The sequence below is a fragment of the Pelagibius sp. genome (assembly GCF_028289705.1).
Taxonomy (GTDB): Bacteria; Pseudomonadota; Alphaproteobacteria; order Kiloniellales; family Kiloniellaceae; genus Pelagibius.
Map to the genome: position 1 here is coordinate 1 of NZ_JANQOI010000153.1, position 21,691 is coordinate 21,691.

Sequence of the window (21,691 nt, forward strand, 5' to 3'; positions counted from 1 at the left end):
AAGCACAGAACGACTGGGGTACAGCTGCTTGCGTTTTGGAGCTTCTCGTCAATGAAAATGAACTCGACGAGGAGCCTCAAATTAAACCAGAATTCATAGTAGACCGCCAGCCGGGTCTGTATGTCGTCGGCCACCTCGCGCAGCGCCCGCTCGCGGGCATTGCGTTCCGAGATGGTGGTCGCAAAGGGATTCTCGAGGATGTCGTAGCTGGTGGTCGAGGTTGACCGGCCGGTAAGCAGCGGCTCGGCCTGGCCGGATTCCAACAGGGAGAAATTCGCGGTCAGCTTCAGATTGGCCCGCGTCGCCGTTTCGTCCCGGCGCACGCCGAGTTCGCTGAGGACCTCGGTCAGGCTCAGACGCAGGTTGTAGCTGGGCGACACCGGCTGGCCGTTGGGGTTCAGGCGGTCGCGCAGAAAGTTGTGCATCTGCTGGCCGACACGGTCGCGCAGCGGCTCGATGCGGATCGCCGCGAGCTCCGCCGATACTCCGTCAGCGCCGTCGCGCGGGCCATAGAGCGGCTGGAAGCCACAGGCGGCAAGCGGCAGCAAGGCCGTTGCCGCGGTGACCCGCGGCAGGAGAACGCAGAAAGCCCGTCGAGATCTATCCATGGCTCAGACTACCACATTGACGATGCGGTTCTTAACGACAATGACCTTGCGGGCGGCCTTGCCGTCCATGGCGCGCTGCACCGCCGGCTCCGCCAGGGCCAGTTCCTGCGCCTGTCCCTCCGGGGCGTCCATCGGCAGCGAGACGGTCGCGCGCTTCTTGCCGTTCACCTGAACGGCGAGGGTCACCTGCTCGTCGGCGACCAACGCCATATCGGCGGCGGGCCAGGGCTCGTCGGCCAGCAGCGACTCGTGGCCGAGGCCGTGCCAGAGCTCTTCGGCCAGGTGCGGCATCATCGGGCCGATCAGGCGCACCATCATCTCCAAGGCTTCGCGCAGCACGAAGCGGCCGCCGTCGTCGTCCGGAGCAAAGCCAGCCAGCGCATTGGCCAGCTCGTGCACCCGTGCGACGGCTCGGTTGAAGCGAAACTTCTCCAGATCGTCACTGAAGGCGTGCACCGTCTTGTGGACCGTGCGGCGCATCTCCAGGGCGGCCGCCCCCAGGTTGGCGGGGGCCGGGGTGCCGCCTGGCGCCATCTGCCCGTGATTCTCCGTGACCAGGCGCCAGAGGCGCTGGGTGAACCGCCAGGCGCCCTCGACGCCGGCGTCGGTCCACTCCATGTCGCGCTCCGGCGGGCTGTCGGAGAGCATGAACCAGCGGGCGGTGTCGGCGCCGTAGGTGTCGATGATCGTCTCCGGGTCGACCACATTGCGCTTGGACTTGCTCATGGATTCGGAGCGGCCCACGCTCACCGCGCCGCCGGTCTCCACCTGCCGCGCGCCGCCGTCCGCCAGCTTCTCCACCTGCTCCGGGAACAGCCACTTGCCCGCTGCGTCCCTGTAGGTCTCATGGCAGACCATGCCCTGGGTGAAGAGCCCGGCGAAGGGCTCGCTCACGCTCACCTGATCGACCTCGGCCAGGGCGCGGGTGAAGAAGCGGGCGTAGAGCAGGTGCAGGATCGCATGCTCGACCCCGCCGATGTACTGGTCCACCGGCAGCCAGTAATCGACGGCCTGGCGGTCCATGGGCGCCTCCGCCCGCGGGCTGCAGAAGCGTGCGAAGTACCAGGAGGAATCGACGAAGGTGTCCATGGTGTCGGTATCGCGTTCGGCCGGCCCGCCGCAGGCCGGGCAAACCGCTTGCTTCCAGGTGGGATGGCGCAACAGCGGGTTCCCCGGCGTGTCGAAGCTGACGTCCTCCGGCAGGGCGACCGGCAACTGGTCTTCCGGCACCGGGACCGGCCCGCAGTCGGGGCAGTGGATCACGGGGATCGGACAGCCCCAATAGCGCTGGCGCGAAATGCCCCAGTCGCGCAGGCGGAACTGCACGGTGCCTTCGCCGTTGCCGTCGGTCTCCAGCCGCTCGACGGCGGCGCGCTTGGCGGCTTCGACCCCCAGGCCGTCAAGGAAGCCAGAATTGATCGCGGTGCCGTCGCCGACATAGGCTTCGGTACCGATCTCAAAGCCCGCCGGGTCGGTATCGGGCGGCAGGACCACGGGCACCACCGGCAGCGCGTACTTGCGGGCGAAATCCAGGTCGCGCTGGTCGTGGCCGGGACAGCCGAAGATTGCCCCGGTGCCGTATTCCATCAGCACGAAGTTGGCGATATAGACCGGCAGGCTCTGGCCCGGCAGGAAGGGATGGCGTACCCGCAGGCCGGTGTCGTAGCCCTGCTTTTCGGCCTTTTCGATCGCCTCCTCGCTGGTGCCAAGGCGGTTGCAGGCCTCGATGAAGGCCTGGGCCGCGGGGTCCTTCGCCGCCACCTCGGCGGACAGCGGATGGTTGGCCGCCAGGGCGCAGAAGGAGGCCCCGAACAGGGTGTCCGGCCGGGTCGTGAAGACCGTCAGGCGGTCGCTGCGGCCCTCGATCTCGAAGTGGATCGTGGCGCCCTCGGAGCGCCCGATCCAGTTGCGCTGCATCAGCCGCACCTTCTCCGGCCAGCGCTCCATCTCGTCCAGGGCGGACAGCAGCACGTCGGAAAAGGCGGTGATCTTGAAGAACCACTGGGACAGCTTGCGGCGCTCGATCAGGGCGTTGGACCGCCAGCCGCGGCCGTCGATCACCTGTTCGTTGGCCAGCACCGTCTGGTCCACCGGGTCCCAGTTCACCGAGGACTCCTTGCGATAGACCAGCCCCGCCTTCATGAAGGCGAGGAACAGCCGCTGCTGTTGCACGTAGTAGCCGGGATGGCAGGTGGCGATCTCGCGGTCCCAATCGATGGAAAGGCCCATCAGCTTCAACTGGGCGCGCATGGTGGCGATGTTGTCGTAGGTCCAGCGCGCCGGATGAATGCCCCGGTCCATGGCGGCGTTCTCCGCCGGCAGGCCGAAGGCGTCCCAGCCCATGGGGTGCAGCACGTTGAATCCGCGGGCCCGTTTGTAGCGGGCGACCACGTCCCCGATGGTGTAGTTGCGTACGTGCCCCATATGGATCTTTCCCGAGGGGTAGGGAAACATCTCCAGCACGTAGTACTTCTCGCGCTCCGGGTCTTCCTGAACGGCAAAGCAGCCGGCCTGCTCCCAGGCCTTCTGCCACTTTTCCTCTATGTCCTTGGCGTTGTAACGGCTCATGATCTGGTGCACTTGGAGGGGATGTTCACGGTCCCGGCGGGTCTGCCGCCCGCCCCGGTATCACCCCGGCGTGGGCGTACGATGGCTGGGCGTACGGCAGATGGGCTGCTGGTCTGCGGGAAGCCGGCGGTCGCCCGGCTTACTGAAGCGAGGCGATGCGCAGTTGCCGCGCGCGCGTCAGGATCGCGTTTTCGATCTCCACCGGGGTCTGGTCCTCGACGGCCGCGTCGACCCAGGCGCCGCTGCGCGGATCCTGGAGCTGGCGGAACACCGCCGCGCGCACGCCGTCGGCCCGCAGATCGCGCCCAAGGATGTAGACGTTGATCTTGAAGCGTTCGGCCACGGCGTCGGGCGGCGAGTACCAGTCGGTGATGATCACCCCGCCGAAAGGATCGGCCGAGGCCAGGGGCATGAAGGACACGGTGTCCAGCGACGCCCGCCAGAGATAGGAGTTGACCCCGATGCCTGCATCGCCGCCGCTGGCGTCCGGACGGTCGCGCTCGCCGCCGATGCCGATCTGGTCGTCGCCGAGCAGCGAGCCTCTGGTCTCGGCAAGCTTCTCCTCGGTCTCGTCCGGATAAATGGCTTGGCCGCCAAGCCCGCAGCCTGCCACGACAAATGCCAGGGCGAGGCTTGCCAGGCATTTCGTCATGCCGTCGAAAGCCGTCCTTGTCATCGCTCTTCCGTCCCTTGTGTCCGCTCTTCGCCGGAGTTTTACGCCGCGAGCGCCGGAACGAGTAGATATCACAGGGCCTTGACCGGGGCAAAATAAATGGGCGGCACCCGAAGGTGCCGCCCAACGCACTTTTCGTTTCTGATCGGGATCAGAACGAAACAGCGATACCGCTGGTCAGAGCGACAATGTCGTTGTCGTCCCGGCCCTCGTCCGCCGTGGTCCCTGAGCCGTAGTCCTCGTTGCCGACGAAGCCGGTCAGGAAGACGCGCACGCCCGGGGCGACGCTGTAGCCGATGTTGGCCGAGCCAGCCAGCAACTCATCCGAAGAGTCGTCGTCTTCGGAGTAGATGCCGTTGACGGAGAACGACCACGGGCCCTGCGAGTAGCCGATACCGGCGTCGAAGGCGTAGCCTTCACCACCGTTGCCGTCGGCGTCGTCATAGATCGCACCGGCCGCGAAGGTGAACCCGGCATAGCTGATGGCGAAACCACCGCCGATGCCGTAGACGGTGTCTTCCGGCTCGGCATCCGCCTCACCGATCGCACCGACCAGGCCCAGCTCGACGCCAACGCCGTTGAACTCACCGTCGAAGCCGAGGCCGATACCCACGTGATCGTGGATACCACCGGTGTCTTCGTCGTTGAAGCCGTTGCCGTCGTCACCGTCGGAGGTGTCCGGGCTGTAGCTGATGCCGGCGCTGAAGCCGTTGAAGTTCGGCGTGGTGTAGGTGATCTTCGTGCCGTCACTGGAGTCGACGCCATTGGCGAAGTCCACCGAGGTCCGCGCCTCACCCTGATAGGCATCTTCCATGAAGTTGGACGTCGGGTTGCCAACGCCGCCGTAGTCGACGCCGGAGTTCGAGCCGTTATGCATGAAGGTGTCTTCAGCACCGTCATTGTTGCCGAACTCGATCTTACCGAAGCTGCCCTGGGCGTAGATGCTGTTCTCGTCAGTGTTGGTCGTGCTGCCCGTGTCGGCCTCAAACTCGACGCGGAAGCCGAAGGTGATGCCGTTGTCGGCCATGATCTCGCCCTTGACGTGCACTTCCGTGTTCGTCGAGAAGGCGAAACCCCGGTCCGAAGTCTCCCTGTCTGCATCACCGCCAGAAACCACGAACACCTGGAAGGCGTTCAGCGACAGCTCCTGAGCGGCAGCAGGCGAGGCAGCCAGAACCGCAGCTCCGACAATGGCACTGCTTGCCATTAAAACCTTTTTCATTTCCGAAAAGCTCCAAATACGGTGTCTATTGTGGGTACCCCAAGCCACGGGATGATTTGTTGGTACAAGCCTGGGCTTGGGATCGCAAGGGAGAGCAATGGGGTTAAGTTGTTTTTCCGACACACTGTGCCTTTGCTGCAACAGATCTGATTTTCAGCGCCATACCAGACACTTCGCGGCTCCCCTTATGATTGGGAAATAACCGCTGTTTGCGCGTTTTCGCAGAATATTGGCCCTCACTACTCGCTTAAAGCGATAGAATGGTGCCCTTTCTCGGCCCCAGGTCAGTGGCTCCGGGTCGTCGGCCTTGCATCAGGCAGGGCTTTTCCCTAGAGGATGCCCGACCGCCGCGTCTCTGTGGCGACACCGTTCCCTCGTTCCCAAGGCTGGCCCCGATGCCCGGAATTCTGTGGCTTGCTTCTTACCCGAAGTCCGGCAACACCTGGATGCGGGTGTTTCTTGCCAATCTCATCCTGGCCGGCGACGAGCCGCTGGCACTGCCCCGGATCAACGAGGTCTGTCCCAGCGAGCCCAACGAGATCTGGTTCAAGCCTTTCAGCAAGAAGCCGGTGCACGAGCTTTCGCGCGAGCGCCTGGCCGCCCTGCGCACCAAGGCCCAGGACCGGGCGGTGAGCCTGAACAAACACGTCATCCCCATGAAAACCCACAGTTATCTGGGTGAGGATTTCGGCCACCCGATCATCTCAATGGCCGCCACCAAGGCGGCGATCTATATCATTCGCGACCCGCGCGATGTGGTGATCTCGGCCGCCGACCACTACGGCATCAGCATCGACGAGACCATCAGGCTGATGAACGACCCCGAGGCCCGGGGCCGGGGTATTCCGGGCCAGATCGTCTATGAGCGCATCGGCAGTTGGTCGGTGCATGTCGATTCCTGGACCAAGTGGCGCCACCCCGGGATTCTTGTGGCCCGCTACGAGGATCTGCTGGCCGATCCGCTCGACCAGTTCACCCGGGTGGCCAAGCACGTCGGCATCCCGGCGAGCCCCGAGCAGATCGAGCGCGCGGTCACCTTCGCCTCCTTCAAGGCGCTGCAGAAGCAGGAAGCCGAGTCCGGCTTCGCCGAACGTTCCGAGCACAGCCAGCGGTTCTTTCGCTCAGGGCGCTCCGGGGGCTGGCGCGACAAGTTGACCGCGCAGCAGGTGCGCCAGATCGAGCTGGACCATGGCGTCCAGATGAACCGCTTCGGCTATCACTGAGGGCCGCCGCCGTGGGACGCATTGCCGAGAATCTCGCCGAAGTGCGACGGCGCATCGCCGAGGCCGCCAGGGCGGCGGACCGCGATCCGCTGGCGGTCGAGCTGGTGGCGGTCAGCAAGGTTCACCCCGCGGCGGCGGTGGAGGAGGCGCTGGCGGCGGGCCAGCGGACCTTCGGGGAGAACCGCGTCCAGGAGGCCAAGGCCAAGTACCCGCCGCTGCGCGAGCGCTTTGCCGACCTGCGCCTGCACCTGATCGGGCCGCTGCAGACCAACAAGGTGAAGGAGGCGCTGGGCCTCTTCGACGTCATCGAGACCCTGGACCGGCCGAAACTGGCCAAGGCATTGGCACGGGAAGCAGAGAAGACCGGCCTGAACCCCGCCTGCTTCATCCAGGTCAACACCGGCGAGGAGCCGCAGAAGGCGGGCATTGCCCCCGCCGAGGCCGACGGCTTCATCGCCGAATGCCGGGCCCTCGGGCTCAATGTCCAAGGCCTCATGTGCATCCCCCCGGTCGATGAGGAGCCGGCCCTGCATTTCGCCTTTCTGCGGGAGATTGCCCGGCGCAATGACAGCGCCGACCAGCCGCTGGCGCTTTCCATGGGCATGAGCGGCGACTATGAGACGGCCATCGCCTTCGGCGCCAGCTTCGTGCGCGTGGGCACCGCAGTGTTCGGCCCGCGGCCGGTCAGGCCGGAGGCGGCACCGTCAGCGGCCGAAGGCGGGGCGGCCTGAGCCGCGGCGCCTCAATCGCAGATCCGAAACAGGCACTCCTTCTCGACAACAGGGTTGTTGCGGGGCATCACCTGCCGGCCGATGGTCCCGACGAACTCGCCGAAGGCCCTGGACTCGATGTCGGCATTGGCCCCGGCCGAGCCCTCGGCGATGCTGACGTAGCGCTCGCCGCGGCACAGCGCCACAACGGTCCGCCGGTTTTCGGCATCGCTGCCGACGTCGCCCGCCACCAGATCCTCGGCGCAGAGATCGCTGCGCGCGAAGGCGTTCGGGGCGCCATAGGCAAACCGCAGGCGGTACGGCGGGTTGGGCGCGTCGGAGGGATCCGCGCTGTAGCCGATCTGGGTCCAGCGGGGCCCCGAATTGCGAAGTCCTTCCACGGTGGAGGCCGTCACGGCCTCCTGGGAAACGCCGGCGGCGGGGGCGCCGAAGGTCTCCACCAGCAGCGGCGTGCGCAAGGCGGCCAGGCTACTGGGCGAATAGCCGGCGGTGAAGTTCTTGTTGTAGACCACGCCCTTGCTGCCGGCACAGGCCGAAAGGCCGGTCAGGGCCACGAAAGCGGCGGCCAGCAGAAGACCGCCTGAGCGAAGGCGATTGGGACTTCCCGAGCGAAGGCGATCGGGATCTTCGGAGCGGAGGCGATGCGGGCTTTGGCTTGCGTTCATTGCAGGGACTCCCTGGTGTTCGTCGGTCATGCCCTGTGAATTACGTAAGCGCCCGCGCGGGCGTTTCCATAGATCGTCGGGGTTAGGGATCACATGTTCTTGAGTTCCGACGCACTTTCCGACCCCTTGGGGTCCGCGTTTAGCACCTCTACGCAGTCTCCAAGCCGCGCTTCGCCCAACACGGCCAGAAGGTCCGGCGCCGCCAGGGCAACGCAGCCCTCGGTCCCGGCATAGTCCTCCCGGGCGACGTGCAGGAAAATCGCGCTGCCGCGCCCGTCGACCACCGGGTCGTCGTTGTAGCCCAACACCACGAGCAGATCGTAGATGGCATCTTCGCGCATCAGCACTTCATGGCTGGCTGCATAAGGGAGTTGGACCGGCTGGTTGTAGGCCGGGTCCCCGGGCGCGTCGCACCAGCCGTCTGTATCGGCGATGGCCCGGCTGGACAGTGCCGTGACCGGCTGCGCCAGGCGGTCGCTGCGATAGAGCAGGCGGCGCATCGGCCAGCGCCCGACCGGCGTCGCGCCGTCGCCTTCGCGCTTTGCCGAGGTCAGACCGCTGCGGCCGACGGCACAGCGCAACCGCCGGCCCCGCCAGTCGGCGCAATAGCCGTCAGCGCTCGGAAAAACGATCAGATCCATAAGGCCAGATCCAAAGGGTCCGTCCCGCGACGGCCGGGTTTAGAAGGGGCGCTAGCATGACCGCAATGGCATGCCCGCTCCAGACCGTTTTGAGGCAGCGGCAGCCGGCTTAAGGTTTGGGGGGCTGGGAGCGGGTTTCATCCGGCGCGTTGCCTGGGATCGCACCGGGGCGCTGGCCGGCCATCGCCTGATACTTGTCGAGCGCCTGCATCATCTGCTGGGCAAAGGCGGCTTCCGGCGCCCCGGCAGCCATCATCTGGGGGTGCGCTGCGGGCTGGTGGTGCGTCGAAGCCGAAGGCTCCGGACCGGCCGCCTGGGCCAGGTTCGGCGCCGCTGTGGGTGTCGGCGGCACCACGGCGGTGGACTGCTTCGGCGGCGCGCTCGGTGACGTGGGCTCGGCTCCGGTCAGCGCTTCAGCCGCCGCCGCGGGCAGGCTCGGCGTCGCCGGGGCGCGCCCGCCGCCATGGAGGTCGTTGAACAGGGCGTTCAGGGCATCCTGGCCGGTGAGCGGTCCGGCAGGCGCGTTAGTGTCGCGCGCCGGCACGGATGGTGTCGCACCCGCGGCTGTGATCAGGGGCGCCGCCGTCATGGCGCCGCTCGCTGTGGTGGCGCCTGCCGCCGCACTCCCGGCGCTGTCCGGCCCGGAGGGCGGGTTCGCAAGTTGCGGCTCCGCCGGTGCCTCTTCACCGTCGAACAAGGCTACGGCGGTGGCGCCCAGGTCCTCGCCGGCCACTTCATCGAACAGGGTGTTGGCGACCGCCGCGACGAAACCGCCCGGCCCGCCGAAGAGGGTGCCGCCGAAGACGCGTGCCGGGGCGGAGATCTCGTCGCCGGTGATCTCACGGTAGAGGGTGGAGACGATGGGGATATGCTGCAGCGGATTGATGATGTCGAGGAAGTCGCCGAAGGTGAACTCGGCATCCGCGCCCTCCCCTGCCGGGGTCTCTGCCGATGATTCGGCGGACGCCAGGTCCGCCGCCGGCGCCCCGAGACGGCTTGCCGCGGCCTGCTGTGCGTTCACGTATCCGCCGTAGAACTGTATATCGCCCATAACCCCTCCACCCGCGCAGGCTGCAAGTCCCGCGCCAAATAGTGAATGTGTGGAAAGTCAAGGAGTTAGCGGCGAGGCCCCGGGCCGGACGGCCCAGCGGACCGGCAAGATCTGCCCCCCGCGAGGCGCCGGGCCGGGGAATTCATTCCGGCGAGCTAGAACAGGTGGCCGAAGCGTTCGGCCTTGGTCGCCAGGTAGATCTCGTTGTGGCCGTTGGAGGGGAAGCTGTGGGCGACCCGGTCCTCGACGGCGATGCCGAAGCGGCTGAGGGCGGCCACCTTCTGCGGGTTGTTGGTCATCAGCCGCACCTTGCGGAAGCCGAGTTGGTGCAGCATCTGGGCGGCCGGAAGGTAGACCCGCTCATCGGCGTCGAAGCCGAGCTGCTCGTTGGCGTCCAGCGTATCGGAGCCCAGGTCCTGCAGGGTATAGGCCCGCAGCTTGTTGACCAGTCCGATGCCCCGGCCTTCCTGGGTCAGGTACAGCAGGATGCCCGAGCCGGCCTCCGCCATCGCCTGGATCGCGCCGCGCAGTTGCTCGCCGCAGTCGCAGCGCAGCGACGACAGCAGATCGCCGGTGAAGCATTCGGAATGCAGGCGCAGCAGCAGCGGCTCGTCGCGGCTCGGTTCGCCGATGATGATGGCCAGATGTTCGGTGCCGCCGTCGTCCGGGCGGAAGGCGACGATACGCGCGGTCTCGGCATCGGCCAGGGGCACGGCGGCGGCGGCCACCTGGGTGAGCGAGCGGGCCGCGGCATAGCGGTACTCGGCCACGTTGGCGGCGGTCACCGCCATCAGGTCGTGGGCATCGGCCCAGGCCCGCGGGCTCTGCACGGGGGTTCTCGGCAGCGGCGCCATGAGTGCGGCGGGCAGCAGGCGCGCCAGCTTGCTGAGCTCAACCGCCGCCACGTCCAGCCCGGCCGGCGCCGAAACGACCCGCCGCGGCTTGGTTCCGGGAGCTTTCGGGCCCGTCGGATCGGCCAGGGCACAGATCCGCTCCGGCCCGCGGTCGTCCAGGGCCAGGGCGAGGACGCCGCCGCTGGCAATCAGGCCCTCGGCCTCGGGCATGGCCAGCGCCTGGGCGCGCCGGGCGGTGAGCAGAAGCATCGCGTCGGTGCCCGCCAGCTTGCCCAAGGTGGCCAGGCCCTCGGCGCTGGCCTGCTCGGCCGCCTGGACCAGGGCCCCCTGCCCGGCCCAGTCGTGCAGCACGATGGTCGCGCCGCGCCGCAGTTCGGCCAGGGCGCGCTCGACCGCCTGCAGAACGGCGGCATCCGGGGACTTCTGATTGCTGACCGGCTGTTCCATAGTAGGGGCTACTTTACGGCTGCGACCCGGCCATGTCACGTTGCCGAAAGGCCGCAGCGGGCCCGTTGCAGGGGACGATACCGAAGCATGACATCTGGAGACGGGGCCGACGGGGCTGCCGAAAACCCAGTGGTTTTTCGTGACTACGACCAGGCCGGGCTCGACGCCCAGCTCAATCTTCGCGCCCGCTGGCCGGACCATCAGCAGTTCTTCGACCGCTGGGCCCGGGACTCGGAAGCGACCCGGTCGCGCCTCGACGCCCGCCTCGACATCGCCTATGGCTCTTCGCCGGTGGAAACCCTGGATCTCTTTCCCGCCGCCACCGAAGGCCCCGCGCCCCTGCTGGCGTTCATCCACGGCGGCTATTGGCAGGCCCTGGACAAGAGCGATTACAGCTATCTGGCCCCGGCGTTCCTGGAGGCCGGCGCCGCCTATGCCAGCCTCAACTACGGCCTGGCGCCGGAGACCTCCATCGGCACCATGATCGCGCAGATCCGCCGTGCCCTCGCCTGGCTGTACCGAGAGGCCGACCGCTACGGCATCGATCGGAATCGCATCGTGGTCGCCGGGCATTCCGCAGGCGGCCATCTGGCGGCCATGGCGCTGGCCACCGACTGGCCGGCGCTGGACGGCGACCTGCCCCCCGCTTTTCCGGCCGGGGGCTGTTCGATCTCCGGGGTCTACGACCTCTTGCCGATCCGCCTCAGCTACCAGAACGCGGTACTGGGGATTCCGGCCGATGAGACGGCTGCCTGGAGTCCGCTGAACAACCTGCCAAAGACGGCGCCGCCGCTGATCGTCGCCGTCGGGTCCGAAGAGACCAACGAGTTCCTGCGCCAGCACGGGGAGTTCGCGGCGGCCTGGCGTGACCGCGGCCTGCCGCTCCACGACGTCCCTCTTCCCGGGCGCCACCATTTCGATGCCGTCGACGCCCTGGGCGAACCCGGCCACCCGCTTTGTGCTGCAGTGCAGCAGATGTTGGCGGGGCAGCTTTCTTGAACAGGGGCTTCTGCGGTGCTATCTGAGAATTTACGGGGATTCGGGTGAATCTGGGAGATGGATGTCCGGTATGAGCGGCGCCAGCGGCAAGAAAATCCTGCTTGTTGATGATGATTCGGCGCTTCGCCAGTCGCTCAGCGAACAGCTCCGGTTGCATGAGGAATTCGAAACCGCGGAGGCCGAGACTGCAGCCGTCGGTTTAGAGAAGGCCAAGGCCGACTACTACGATCTGATTTTGCTGGACGTGGGTCTGCCGGACATGGACGGGCGTGAAGTCTGCCGCTTGATGCGCCGCGGCGGCGTGAAGTCGCCGATCATCATGCTGACCGCCGCCGAGTCCGATGCCGATACCATCCTGGCGCTGGACGCCGGGGCCAACGACTACGTGACCAAGCCGTTCCGCCTGGGGGTCCTGCTGGCGCGCATGCGCGCGCAGCTGCGCCAGCACGAGCAGAGCGAGGATGCGGTTTTCACCATCGGTCCCTATACCTTCCGCCCCAGCGCCAAGCTGCTGACCCACGGGGAGTCCAAGAAGAAGGTGCGCCTGACCGAGAAAGAGACCTCGATCCTGAAGTATCTCTACCGCAGCGGCGATCAGGTGGTGGGCCGGGACAAGCTGCTGGGCGAGGTCTGGGGCTACAACGCCGGCGTCACCACCCACACCCTGGAAACCCACGTCTACCGCTTGCGCCAGAAGATCGAGAACGATCCCTCGGCCGCCGAGATCCTGGTGACCGAACCGGGCGGATACCGGCTGGTTCCCTAGAGCGGATCATGTTTAGACGGAAACACCAACGTGTTTGCGTCTAAACATGTGAATCCGCTCTACACTTGAGAGTTAGAGCAGATCCTGGTTCGATGGATCGCTCCCGCGATTCCATCGAACCAGGATCTGCTCTAGGCCCGATCAAGACATCCCCTTCCCGCCGGCGTTGGCGGCCGCGAGTTCGCCGCGCACCTTCGGCGCCACCGGGATCAGCAGCAGTGCGAGCACCGCGGCGAGGCTGGTCACGGCGCCGAAGACGGGGCTGTTGGCGATCCAGTCGCCGGACCACTTCAGCATCTGCGCGAGCAGCAGCGGGCCAAGCAGAACCCCCAAGTTGCGCCCGGTCATGACGGTACCGAAGGCCCGCGCGGTCTGGCCGGGCCCCTCCGTCAGCACCGTCGCCAGGGCAAAGAGGCAGGTGGGGGCGATGCCGGCGGTGACGCCGTAGAGGGTCAGGGACACCAGGCCGGCGATGCCCTCATTGCTCACCGGCAGGAGCCACCACAGCAGCGCCTGTACGCAGACCGCGCCGAAGAGCAGGTGCTCCGGGCGCAGCCCATGGCGCAGCAGGAAGCCGGTGATGATGTTGAAGGCCCCGACAAAGATAACCGGAATCAGGTAAATCCACAGAGCCGTCTCCACGGACATGGCCAGGGCGCTCACGAGATACTCGGGCAGCCAGGTCATGTAGGCGATGTACTGGCCGGACCACAGCATGAAGACGGCCGCCGTCACCAGCAGCCCCTGGCGCTGCGCCCGGGTCAGGCTCCGCGGCGTCGGGGATTCCGCCGTTGCGGCTGTGGGATCGGTGCCGCGGGGCTGCCGCCCGCGTCTCGCCAGCCAGGTCCAGAGGGTCAGGGCGGCGGCCATGGCGATGCTGGCAACCCAGAGCCCAGGCCAGCCGGTCGTGGCAAGGGCCAGCGGCGCCAGCAGGGCCGCCAGCAGCTGCCCCGCCGGCATCCAGGTGGCGACCAGGCCCATGACCAGGGCGCGGTGCCGCCGCGCGGCAGCGTTGCTGGCCAGAGCCGGCCCGGCCACGGCCAGGATGGCGAAGGCGGCGCCCTCCAGGGCGCGGCCGAGCAGGACCACCAGACCCTGCTGCGGGGCGAGCAGGGAGACCAGGGTGCCGCCGGCCATCAGCGGCAGCGCGAAGAGGACCAGGGTCAGCGGCCCCAGGCTTTCGACCCGGCGGCCGATCCAGATCGACAGAACGATCCCCAGGGCCGCGTAGACCGACATGAAGCCGCCGGCCAGCACCGGGTCGTAGCCATAGCGGTCCAGCATCACCGGCAGCACCACCGGCAGCTTGAACTGGGAAAAGGCGGCGAAGAGCACCAGGGCCAGGCCCAGGCAGATCACCGCAAGCTGGTTGGCCTTCTGCTCGGTCAAGCGGCGCCGGCCCGCTGCGTTTGCCGTGGGGAGATTTTCATTGGGGCGCGGCGCTCCTATTCGCTAGAGTGAACCAATTGTCGGCAAAGCTATTTCCGGTTCGCCCGGACCTGTCAGTTGGGCCTCACCCCGTCAAGGCTGTGTCGCGAACTGAAGGGATTTTGGCATTTTGCAGAACGGTGGCGATTTTTTTGTTCGTTTCTGGGGCACCCGGGGATCGATTTCCTGTCCCGGCGAGAAGCACCTGCGCTACGGCGGCAACACGGCCTGCCTGGAAGTGCGCTGCGGCGAGAAGATCCTTGTGTTCGACGCGGGAACCGGGCTGCGCCCGCTGGGCAAGTCGCTGATGGCCGACAAGCCGCTGGACGCGGACATCTTCCTCACCCACACCCATCACGACCACATCGTCGGCCTGCCTTTCTTTGCGCCGCTCTTCGACAAGCGCAGCCGCATACGGCTCTGGGCAGGCCACTTGGTGCCGGAACTGACCCTGCACGACGTGCTGGTGCAGTTCATGAACGCCCCCCTCTTTCCGGTGCCGCCGAAGATCTTCGCCGCCAACGTCTCCTTCCACGACTTCACCGCCGGCGACGTGCTGGAGCCGCGGCCCGGCGTGCGCCTGATCACCGCGCCGCTGAACCACCCCAACGGCGCCACCGGATACCGCATCGACTTCCGCGGCCATGCCATCTGCTATGTGACCGACACGGAGCACCTGGAGGGCAAGCCGGACCGCAACATCCTGGAGCTGATCGAAGGCGCCGATCTGGTAATTTACGACTGCACCTATACCGACGAGGAGTTTCCCAAGTACCGCAACTGGGGGCATTCCACCTGGCAGGAGGGAGTGCGTCTCTGCGAGAAGGCCGGCGCCGGGAAGCTGGTGATCTTTCATCACGACCCCAGCCACGAGGACAGCTTCATGGACCGAGTCGCCGAGGAGGCCGAGGCGATGCGCCCCGGCACCATCGTTGCCCAAGAAGGCATGATCCTGCGGCCATGATCCCGCAGCCCGCGGCGCCACCGACTGCGGCGGGCCGTTCATGTCGGAAGACGAACGGGCAGCGGGCTGTCCCCGCCCCCGAAAGGCCCTTCAATCTTCCGGCACTCTTCCGGTCCGAGGCCGCAAATCGGTCACGCAGAAGTTATGCGCTGCGATCAGCCTGAGACCGGAACATCGCCTAAAATAAACGGATTAACGCACAGCCTCGCTGTGGCAGTGACGAGGATGGGCTGATGCTGAGTTGGTGGCACAAGGATCGAGAAGCAGGCCTGCCGGAGCGGGTCAAAGCGGCGGTCCGGGCGCAGGAAGATGCGACGGAACGACTGATCTCCTGGATCCAGCTCGGCATCGTCATGATTTTCGGCACCCTCTATTTCGTCTCGCCCAAGCCGGAGGTCGATATCGCCCCGGTCCCCTGGGCACTCTCCGTCTATCTCGTCCTCACCATCATCCGGGTGATCTGGTCGCACCTCGGCCGCCTGCCGGACTGGTCGCTGGCCATCTCGGTGTTCTTCGACATGACGCTACTGATGGTGCTGATCTGGAGCTTCCACATCCAGTACATGCAGCCCGCCTCCTTCTATCTGAAGGCCCCCACCCTGCTTTACGTCTTCATCTTCATCGCCCTGCGCGCGCTGCGCTTCGACGCCCGCTTCGTGCTCCTGGCCGGGGTGGTCGCGGCCATCGGCTGGGGGCTGATGATCCTCTACGTGATCTACTACGATCCCTTCGACACCATGATTACCCGCGACTACGTCGCCTACATGACGTCCAACTCCGTCCTGCTGGGCGCCGAGTTCGACAAGATCATTTCCATCCTCATGGTCACCGGATTGATCGCCATCGCCCTGGCCCGGGCCAAGGGTCTCTTGGTGCGTTCGGTCTCCGAGCAGGCGGCGGCACAGGAACTGTCGCGCTTCTTCGCGCCGGAGATCGCCGAGCGCATCAAGGGCTCGGAAGATCAGATCCGCGCCGGCACCGGCGAGCTGCGCCAGGCGGCCATCCTGAACCTCGACATGCGCGGCTTCACCCGCATGGCCGGCGAGGCGCCGCCGGACCAGGTGATGAGCCTGCTGGCCGACTATCAGCAGCAGATGGTGCCGGTGATCCAGCGCCACGGCGGCTCCATCGACAAGTTCCTGGGCGACGGCATCATGGCCACCTTTGGCGCCGCCGACCCGTCCCAGACCTACGCTGCCGACGCCCTGCGGGCCCTGGACGACGCCATGGCCGCCGCCGCCGCCTGGCAGGCGCAGTGCCGCGCCAACGGGCGGAGTTGCCCGACGGTCAACGGGGCGGTGGCCACCGGCTCCATCCTCTTCGGTGCCGTCGGCGACGAAAGCCGGCTGGAATACACCGTCATCGGCGACGCGGTGAACCTCTCGGCGAAACTGGAAAAGCACAACAAGGAACTGGGCGTGCGCGCCCTCTGCGACCGCGAGACCTACGACCTGGCCCTGTCCCAGGGCTACGCGCCGGAGAGCCAGAAAGAATCCTTGGACGGCATTCAGGTCGGCGGCGTCACCAACCACATGGGCCTGGTCGTCATCGCCGCCTGAGCGCCGCCGATCGCATTCGTCGCCCTACTTGTAGGGGTCTGCCGCGTCGCGCAGTCCGTCGCCCAGGAAGTTGAACGCCAAGACCACCATGAACAGCGGCACCACCGGCAGCAGCAGCCAGGGGTAGAGCTCCACGGTGTTGATGTTCTGCGCTTCGTTCAGCAGCACCCCCCAGGACGTCACCGGTGGCCTGAGGCCGATGCCGAGGAAGGATATCGCGGTCTCGCCGAGGATCGCGGTGGGCACCGAGAGGGTGATCGAGGCGATGAGGTGGCTTGTGAAGCTGGGCAGGAGATGGCGGCCGATGATTCGCGCCGGTGAAGCGCCCATGAGCTGGGCGGCGGTGGTGAAGTCCTCTTCGCGCAGGGAGAGGATCTTGGCGCGCACCGCACGGCCCAGGCCGGGCCAGTCCAGAAAACCGATGATCACCGAGATCCCGACGAAAACGCCGATCGGGCTCCAGGTCACCGGCAGCAGCGCCGACAGCGTCATGAACAGCGGCAGCTCGGGGAAGGAGCGGATCAGCTCGATGATCCGCAGCACGACGGCGTCCACCATGCCGCCGTAGTAGCCGGCGGCGCCGCCGATGATCACCCCCAGCACGAAGGAGATCGACACCGCGATGAAGGCGATGGTGAGCGAGATGCGCGCGCCGTAGATGATGCGGCTGAGCATGTCCCGGCCCAGCCGGTCGGTGCCGAAGAGATAGAGCGTGCCGCCCTCGGCGGGGCAGAAGAGATGGAAGTCGCCGGCGATCAGGCCCCAGAATTCGTAGCCGTCGCCGCGGCAGAAGAAGCGCACTTTCTGCACCTTCTCCGGGTTCGGCGCGTATTCGCGGGCCAGGTTCTCCATGTTGAGCTTGAAGTCGTAGCCGTAGACGAAGGGGCCGATGAACTCGCCTTCGTGGAAGAGGTGCAGGCCCTGGGGCGGCGCATAGATGTGCTTGGTGTCGCGGGTGTGCAGATTGTAGGGCGCCAGAACTTCGCAGATCACGATGGCGAAGTAGACCGCAAGCAGGAAGGCGCCGGACCAGACCGCGACCCTGTGGCGGCGGAACTTCCACCACATGATCCTCCACTGCGAAGCCTGGTAGTAGCGCTCCTGCTCCGGCGTCAAGGTGTCGGCGCGGTGGGGGTCGAAGGGCGCTTCGTTGACGTAGTGGGGCAGCGGCTCGCCCGGGCGCAGGTCGCGATCGCTCATTTCGACGAGGCCCCTCCCAGGCGAATGCGCGGGTCGAGCATGGCCAGCAGCACGTCGGAGATGAAGACGCCGATCACCACCAGGGTCGCTTCGAACATCAGGAAGGCGCCGGCCAGGTACATGTCCTGGCTCTGCAGGGAGCGCAGCAGCAGCGGCCCGTTGGTCGGCAGGTCCATGACCACCGAGACCAGCGCCGCGCCGGAGACGATCTGCGGCAGCAACATGCCGATGTCGGCGATGAAGGGATTGAGTGCCAGACGCAGCGGGTACTTGAGGATGATCTTCATCGGCGAGAGGCCCTTGGCGCGGGCCGTCACCACGTACTGCTTCTGCAGCTCGTCGAGCATGTTGGCGCGCAGCCGGCGGATCATCGCTGCGGTCCCCGCGGTCCCGATCACGATCATCGGGATCCAGAGGTGGTTGATCACCGAGATCACCTTGTCGAGGGTCCAGGGCGCGTCGATGTACTTCGGGTCCATCAGCCCACCGATGGAAAGCCCGAACCAGACGTTGGCGTAGTGCAGCAGCACCAGGGCGAAGAGGAAGTTCGGCATGGCAAGGCCGAAGTAGCCGATGAAGGTCGCCGTGTAGTCGCCGACGGAGTACTGGCGCACCGCCGAGTAGATGCCGATGGGAAAGGAGATGATGTAGGTGAAGAGGGTGGTGGCCAGCGCCAGGACCACGGTGAACCAGAAGCGGCTGCCGATCACCTCCACCACCGGCAGCTCGAACTCGAAGGAGTAGCCGAGATCGCCCTGCAGGATGCCGATGAGCCAAAGCCAGTATTGCTCGATCATCGGCTTGTCGAGGCCGTACTGTTCGCGCAGGAAGTCGATGCGCGCCTGGTCGACCTTCTCACCCTGGGCCTGCATTTCCGCGATGAGCGTTTCCAGGTAGTCGCCCGGCGGCAGTTGGATGATGAAAAAGACCACCAGGCTGATCACCAGCAGGGTGGGGATCATGACCAGCAGGCGGCGGGCGAAGTAGCTCAGCATTGCCGTCAGACCCTCGCGCTTTCCTGCATCACCGGGCGTGGGCCGCAGCGCAGCAGCGCTGGATCGGCACCGGCACGGGCGCGCACGTGGTGGCCGCCACCCAGGTCGATCAGGGCCATTGGCTGATGGCCATCGATCCGGAAGGGCTCGGGCCAGGCGGCGGGATCGGAGGCGCGGCCCTGCATCAGCGCGGTGAGGTCGAGGCGCTGGCGCGGATCGGGTTCGGGCACCGCGGAGAGAAGCGCCCGGGTATAGGGGTGGATCGGTTCGCGGAACAGGCTTTCGCGCGGCGCCAGCTCGACCATGCGCCCGCGGCACATCACCGCGATGCGGTCGGCGATATAGTCGACCACCGCAAGGTTGTGGCTGATGAAGATATAGGTGAGGCCCAGGTCCTGCTTCAGGTCCTTCAACAGGTTCAGGACCTGCGCCTGGATCGAGACGTCCAAAGCCGAGACCGGTTCGTCGCAGATCAGCAGTTGAGGCCGCAGCGCCAGGGCCCGGGCGATGCCGATGCGCTGGCGCTGGCCGCCGGAAAAGCTGTGGGGATAGCGGCGGATGTGCTGGCGGTTGAGGCCCACCACGCCCATCAGCTCCTCGACCGCGGCGCGCCGGCTGGCCGGCGTGCCGATGCCGTGAATGACCAGCGGCTCGGCGATGATCTCGCCCACCGTCATGCGCGGGTTGAGGGAGGAAAAGGGGTCCTGGAACACGAACTGGATCTGCTTGCGGAACTCCATCAGATCTTTGTCTTGCAGCGCCAGCACGTCAGTCTCGTGCTGACCGGGCCGCGCGCCGTTGAAGATGATGCTGCCGCTGTCGGGGCTGAGGGCGCGCATGATCATCTTGGAGAGAGTCGTCTTGCCGCAGCCGCTCTCCCCCACCAGGCCCAGGCACTCGCCACGTTCGACCGTCAGGCTGACGTCGTCGACCGCCAGCACGTCATCGCTCTTGCCGCCGCTGCCGAAGAGGCCGGACTTGCGGATCGAGAAGCGCTTGGTGACGCCCTCGACCTGCAGGATGGTGCCGTCGGCGTCGGCGGACTGTTCGGCCTTCTGCTTCAGGAAGGCGCCGTCGCCCTGTTTCTTGATCTCGCGAATCGGCACCAGGCGCTCGCCGGGTTCCATGTGGAAGCGGGGCACCGCGCGCAGCAGGGCGGAGAGATAGGGATGCTCGGGCGCCCGGAAGATATCCTCCAGGGTGCCGCTTTCCATGATCTCGCCGTGGTACATGACCACCACCTCGTCGGCCACATTGGCGACCACGCCGAGGTCGTGGGTGATCATCAGGACCGCCATGCCGAGCTCGGCCTGCAGATCCTTCAGCAGCTTCAGGATCTGCGCCTGGATGGTGACGTCCAGGGCCGTCGTCGGCTCATCGGCGATCAACAGCGCCGGCCGGCAGACCAGCGCCATGGCGATCATGGCGCGCTGGCGCAGGCCGCCGGACAATTCGAAGGGGTAGGTCTTGATCGCCTTGGCGGGGTCGGGAAAGCCGACCAGGCGCAGCATCTCGGTGGCCAGGGAGAGGCCTTCGGCGGTGCTGACGTCGCGGTGCAGATGCAGGGCCTCGCAGATCTGGTTGCCGACGGTGTGCACCGGCGACAGCGAGGTCATGGGCTCCTGAAAGATGATGGAGATGCGGCTTCCGCGAATGCCGCGCATCAGCGTGCTGTCGGGGTGCAGGCTGGCGATGTCGGTGACCTGGTCGGCGGTGGCCGGGTCGTTGAACAGAATGCGCCCGCTGTCGATGCGGGCGCTGCGCGGCAGGATGCCCATGATGGCCTGGCTGACCACAGACTTGCCGGAGCCGGACTCCCCCACCAGGGCCACGGTCCGTCCGGCGGGCACGCGGAAAGACACCCCGCGCACCGCGTTCAGCCGCCCTTCCGGCAGATCGAAGCTGATCCGCAAGTCCTTTATCTGCAAAAGATTTCGCACGCCTGGCCCTTGTACCCCAGCTTTGTCGTCAGCGTTATAGGACGTTTGGCGGGGAATCGCACCCCGCGCCTGCTGCCTCGCTGTCGATCCCCAGTTCGATCAGATTGCCGGCCGTCGCCGGGTCCATCTCCAGCCCCTTGGCCTGGGCGGCGCGGGCCGCCATCTCGGCGACCTGCCGGAAGCCGTCCAGGCTGGACTCGAAGGTAACCGTTGTGCCGGCTCCCTTCAGCCGCAGTTCCATGAAACCGCTGCCGAAGAGGCTGCGTTTGCCGCGCCGGGCCCCGAAGTAGCGCAGCCTCATCGTCTCCAGTTCCGCCCAGGGCAGCACCTTGGCGCCCAGGCCCCGGCAGGCGATCTCCTGCTCGGTCACCGCAACTTCCAGGGTGTGTCGATGCACGGTGCGCAGACCGAAGACCGCGAACAGCAGGGCAATGCCGCCGAAGATGATCAGCACCGGCAGGTTCGGCGGCACAACGGCGAGAACGCCGAGGCCGACCAGAAGGCCGCCGCCGGAGCGAAGATAATCGCCGATCAAGGCCCTCACCGGGTAGCGGAACACGATCATGCCGCCCCTCCTCCTGCGCCGGCGCCGAGGGCATCGGCGGTGCGGGCCCTCTCCCCGGCGGAAAAGGCGGCCTCGGCCGACAGTAATGCCGCGGCCGGGTGTCGGGACAGGCGGTCGAGCAGCTCTTCCAGGAACGTCCAGGCCGCCTCGTCATGCACCGCGTGATGGGTCATGATCCCGGTCGCCTCCTCCGGATCCGCGCGGCCCAGGCGCCGCGCCGCCAGATGGTCGACCAGCGCGTCCAGCACCGTGGCTTCGCCGGCAAAGCGGCGCTCGGGCCCCCAGAGCATGAGGTCGACATGACAGTTCACCTGGCGCAGCCCGGGCAGGGGTTCGGCTGCCGCGCGGGGCTTGTAGGTGGAGAGGCCGGTGAACCCCAGGTCCGGCAACCGGGCCAGCAGATCGCCATGGATGCGGTTCCAGGGCGGAACCAGAATCGCCTTCGCTCGATCGCCGAAGCGCTGCGTCAGCACGGCACGGCCGCTGGCCAATTCGGTGAGGATCTCGGGGCGCCGGCCGGGCGCCAGCAACTCGCACTTCTTCTCATCGGCGCGCGCGTGATTGCGGTGGGCGAAGCCGTGCTGCAGCACCT

20 protein-coding genes are annotated in these 21,691 nt (G+C 66.7%); 6 read left to right on the plus strand and 14 right to left on the minus strand.

What is annotated here, in order from left to right; translation table 11 throughout:
* The 4 genes from lptE to Q0996_RS19070 all read right to left on the minus strand — a co-directional run.
* Positions 1-548: LPS assembly lipoprotein LptE (gene lptE / locus Q0996_RS19055; protein WP_299623423.1), on the minus strand; the 548-nt coding region annotated here is incomplete at its 3' end.
* 63 nt (positions 549-611) lie between these two features.
* Positions 612-3,176 (minus strand): leucine--tRNA ligase, encoded by a 2,565-nt coding sequence (leuS, locus tag Q0996_RS19060; RefSeq protein WP_299623426.1) that lies wholly within the window; start codon positions 3,174-3,176, stop codon positions 612-614.
* Positions 3,177-3,315: 139 nt separating this feature from the next.
* The gene (locus Q0996_RS19065; protein WP_299623429.1) at positions 3,316-3,852 is read right to left on the minus strand and encodes a DUF3576 domain-containing protein; all 537 of its coding nucleotides are present in this window, start codon (positions 3,850-3,852) and stop codon (positions 3,316-3,318) included.
* A gap of 148 nt (positions 3,853-4,000) precedes the next feature.
* Positions 4,001-5,056, minus strand: a complete 1,056-nt coding sequence (locus Q0996_RS19070; RefSeq protein ID WP_299623431.1) for a porin — start codon at positions 5,054-5,056, stop codon at positions 4,001-4,003.
* Positions 5,057-5,466: 410 nt separating this feature from the next.
* On the opposite strand from Q0996_RS19070, the gene Q0996_RS19075 reads away from it, so the two are divergent.
* Together Q0996_RS19075 and Q0996_RS19080 are read left to right on the plus strand one after the other, a co-directional pair.
* Entirely contained in the window at positions 5,467-6,294 is an 828-nt protein-coding gene (locus Q0996_RS19075) for a sulfotransferase domain-containing protein (protein WP_299623434.1), read from the plus strand.
* A 20-nt stretch (positions 6,295-6,314) separates the two neighbouring features.
* Positions 6,315-7,025, plus strand: coding sequence for a YggS family pyridoxal phosphate-dependent enzyme (locus Q0996_RS19080; RefSeq protein ID WP_299623474.1), 711 nt, complete (start codon positions 6,315-6,317; stop codon positions 7,023-7,025).
* Between the two features lie 11 nt (positions 7,026-7,036).
* Here the strand turns inward: Q0996_RS19080 and Q0996_RS19085 are convergent, their stop codons facing one another.
* The 4 genes from Q0996_RS19085 to ribA form a co-directional block, all read right to left on the minus strand.
* Positions 7,037-7,690, minus strand: a complete 654-nt coding sequence (locus tag Q0996_RS19085; protein ID WP_299623437.1) for a hypothetical protein — start codon at positions 7,688-7,690, stop codon at positions 7,037-7,039.
* 89 nt (positions 7,691-7,779) lie between these two features.
* Positions 7,780-8,331 (minus strand): L,D-transpeptidase, encoded by a 552-nt coding sequence (locus Q0996_RS19090; RefSeq protein WP_299623440.1) that lies wholly within the window; start codon positions 8,329-8,331, stop codon positions 7,780-7,782.
* Between the two features lie 109 nt (positions 8,332-8,440).
* Complete coding sequence (locus Q0996_RS19095; protein ID WP_299623443.1) at positions 8,441-9,382, minus strand: hypothetical protein; 942 nt, start codon at positions 9,380-9,382, stop codon at positions 8,441-8,443.
* A gap of 155 nt (positions 9,383-9,537) precedes the next feature.
* Positions 9,538-10,683 carry a GTP cyclohydrolase II gene (gene ribA, locus Q0996_RS19100; RefSeq protein ID WP_299623445.1) on the minus strand — a complete coding sequence of 382 codons (1,146 nt, stop codon included), beginning with the start codon at positions 10,681-10,683 and terminating at the stop codon, positions 9,538-9,540.
* A gap of 87 nt (positions 10,684-10,770) precedes the next feature.
* Between ribA and Q0996_RS19105 the strand changes: the two genes are divergently transcribed.
* Together Q0996_RS19105 and Q0996_RS19110 are read left to right on the plus strand one after the other, a co-directional pair.
* Complete coding sequence (locus Q0996_RS19105) at positions 10,771-11,682, plus strand: alpha/beta hydrolase (RefSeq protein ID WP_299623448.1); 912 nt, start codon at positions 10,771-10,773, stop codon at positions 11,680-11,682.
* A gap of 70 nt (positions 11,683-11,752) precedes the next feature.
* Positions 11,753-12,448 (plus strand): response regulator transcription factor, encoded by a 696-nt coding sequence (locus Q0996_RS19110; protein WP_299623451.1) that lies wholly within the window; start codon positions 11,753-11,755, stop codon positions 12,446-12,448.
* 141 nt (positions 12,449-12,589) lie between these two features.
* Here Q0996_RS19110 and Q0996_RS19115 read toward each other — a convergent pair whose 3' ends face one another.
* A complete protein-coding gene (locus Q0996_RS19115) occupies positions 12,590-13,837 on the minus strand; it encodes an MFS transporter (RefSeq protein ID WP_299623454.1) in 1,248 nt (415 codons plus the stop codon).
* Positions 13,838-14,006: 169 nt separating this feature from the next.
* Between Q0996_RS19115 and Q0996_RS19120 the strand changes: the two genes are divergently transcribed.
* Both Q0996_RS19120 and Q0996_RS19125 read left to right on the plus strand, forming a co-directional pair.
* Positions 14,007-14,840: an MBL fold metallo-hydrolase gene (locus tag Q0996_RS19120; protein WP_299623457.1), complete on the plus strand. Its 834-nt coding sequence runs from the start codon at positions 14,007-14,009 to the stop codon at positions 14,838-14,840.
* Between the two features lie 233 nt (positions 14,841-15,073).
* On the plus strand, positions 15,074-16,399 hold the full coding sequence (locus tag Q0996_RS19125; protein WP_299623461.1) for an adenylate/guanylate cyclase domain-containing protein: 1,326 nt from the start codon (positions 15,074-15,076) through the stop codon (positions 16,397-16,399).
* A gap of 24 nt (positions 16,400-16,423) precedes the next feature.
* On the opposite strand, the gene Q0996_RS19130 is transcribed toward Q0996_RS19125, so the two are convergent.
* From Q0996_RS19130 to Q0996_RS19150, 5 genes are all read right to left on the minus strand, one after another.
* Positions 16,424-17,599 carry an ABC transporter permease gene (locus tag Q0996_RS19130; protein WP_299623464.1) on the minus strand — a complete coding sequence of 392 codons (1,176 nt, stop codon included), beginning with the start codon at positions 17,597-17,599 and terminating at the stop codon, positions 16,424-16,426.
* A complete protein-coding gene (locus tag Q0996_RS19135) occupies positions 17,596-18,594 on the minus strand; it encodes an ABC transporter permease (protein ID WP_299623466.1) in 999 nt (332 codons plus the stop codon). The genes Q0996_RS19130 and Q0996_RS19135 overlap by 4 nt, the downstream gene beginning before the upstream one ends.
* 5 nt (positions 18,595-18,599) lie before the next feature.
* The gene (locus tag Q0996_RS19140; protein WP_299623469.1) at positions 18,600-20,534 is read right to left on the minus strand and encodes an ABC transporter ATP-binding protein; all 1,935 of its coding nucleotides are present in this window, start codon (positions 20,532-20,534) and stop codon (positions 18,600-18,602) included.
* Positions 20,535-20,568: 34 nt separating this feature from the next.
* A complete protein-coding gene (locus tag Q0996_RS19145; protein ID WP_299623471.1) occupies positions 20,569-21,099 on the minus strand; it encodes a hypothetical protein in 531 nt (176 codons plus the stop codon).
* The coding region (locus tag Q0996_RS19150; RefSeq protein ID WP_322096754.1) for a hypothetical protein at positions 21,096-21,691 on the minus strand (596 nt) is incomplete at its 5' end. The genes Q0996_RS19150 and Q0996_RS19145, both read right to left, overlap by 4 nt.

What these genes read in the sequence shown, in the direction of transcription:
- leuS (WP_299623426.1), bottom strand. Translation starts at nt 3,176, where the DNA reads ATGAGCCGTTACAACGCCAAGGACATAGAGGAAAAGTGGCAGAAGGCC.
- Q0996_RS19065 (WP_299623429.1), bottom strand. Translation starts at nt 3,852, where the DNA reads ATGACAAGGACGGCTTTCGACGGCATGACGAAATGCCTGGCAAGCCTC.
- Q0996_RS19070 (WP_299623431.1), bottom strand. Translation starts at nt 5,056, where the DNA reads ATGGCAAGCAGTGCCATTGTCGGAGCTGCGGTTCTGGCTGCCTCGCCT.
- Q0996_RS19075 (WP_299623434.1), top strand. Translation starts at nt 5,467, where the DNA reads ATGCCCGGAATTCTGTGGCTTGCTTCTTACCCGAAGTCCGGCAACACC.
- Q0996_RS19085 (WP_299623437.1), bottom strand. Translation starts at nt 7,690, where the DNA reads ATGAACGCAAGCCAAAGCCCGCATCGCCTCCGCTCCGAAGATCCCGAT.
- Q0996_RS19090 (WP_299623440.1), bottom strand. Translation starts at nt 8,331, where the DNA reads ATGGATCTGATCGTTTTTCCGAGCGCTGACGGCTATTGCGCCGACTGG.
- Q0996_RS19095 (WP_299623443.1), bottom strand. Translation starts at nt 9,382, where the DNA reads ATGGGCGATATACAGTTCTACGGCGGATACGTGAACGCACAGCAGGCC.
- ribA (WP_299623445.1), bottom strand. Translation starts at nt 10,683, where the DNA reads ATGGAACAGCCGGTCAGCAATCAGAAGTCCCCGGATGCCGCCGTTCTG.
- Q0996_RS19105 (WP_299623448.1), top strand. Translation starts at nt 10,771, where the DNA reads ATGACATCTGGAGACGGGGCCGACGGGGCTGCCGAAAACCCAGTGGTT.
- Q0996_RS19110 (WP_299623451.1), top strand. Translation starts at nt 11,753, where the DNA reads ATGAGCGGCGCCAGCGGCAAGAAAATCCTGCTTGTTGATGATGATTCG.
- Q0996_RS19125 (WP_299623461.1), top strand. Translation starts at nt 15,074, where the DNA reads ATGCTGAGTTGGTGGCACAAGGATCGAGAAGCAGGCCTGCCGGAGCGG.
- Q0996_RS19130 (WP_299623464.1), bottom strand. Translation starts at nt 17,599, where the DNA reads ATGAGCGATCGCGACCTGCGCCCGGGCGAGCCGCTGCCCCACTACGTC.
- Q0996_RS19135 (WP_299623466.1), bottom strand. Translation starts at nt 18,594, where the DNA reads ATGCTGAGCTACTTCGCCCGCCGCCTGCTGGTCATGATCCCCACCCTG.
- Q0996_RS19145 (WP_299623471.1), bottom strand. Translation starts at nt 21,099, where the DNA reads ATGATCGTGTTCCGCTACCCGGTGAGGGCCTTGATCGGCGATTATCTT.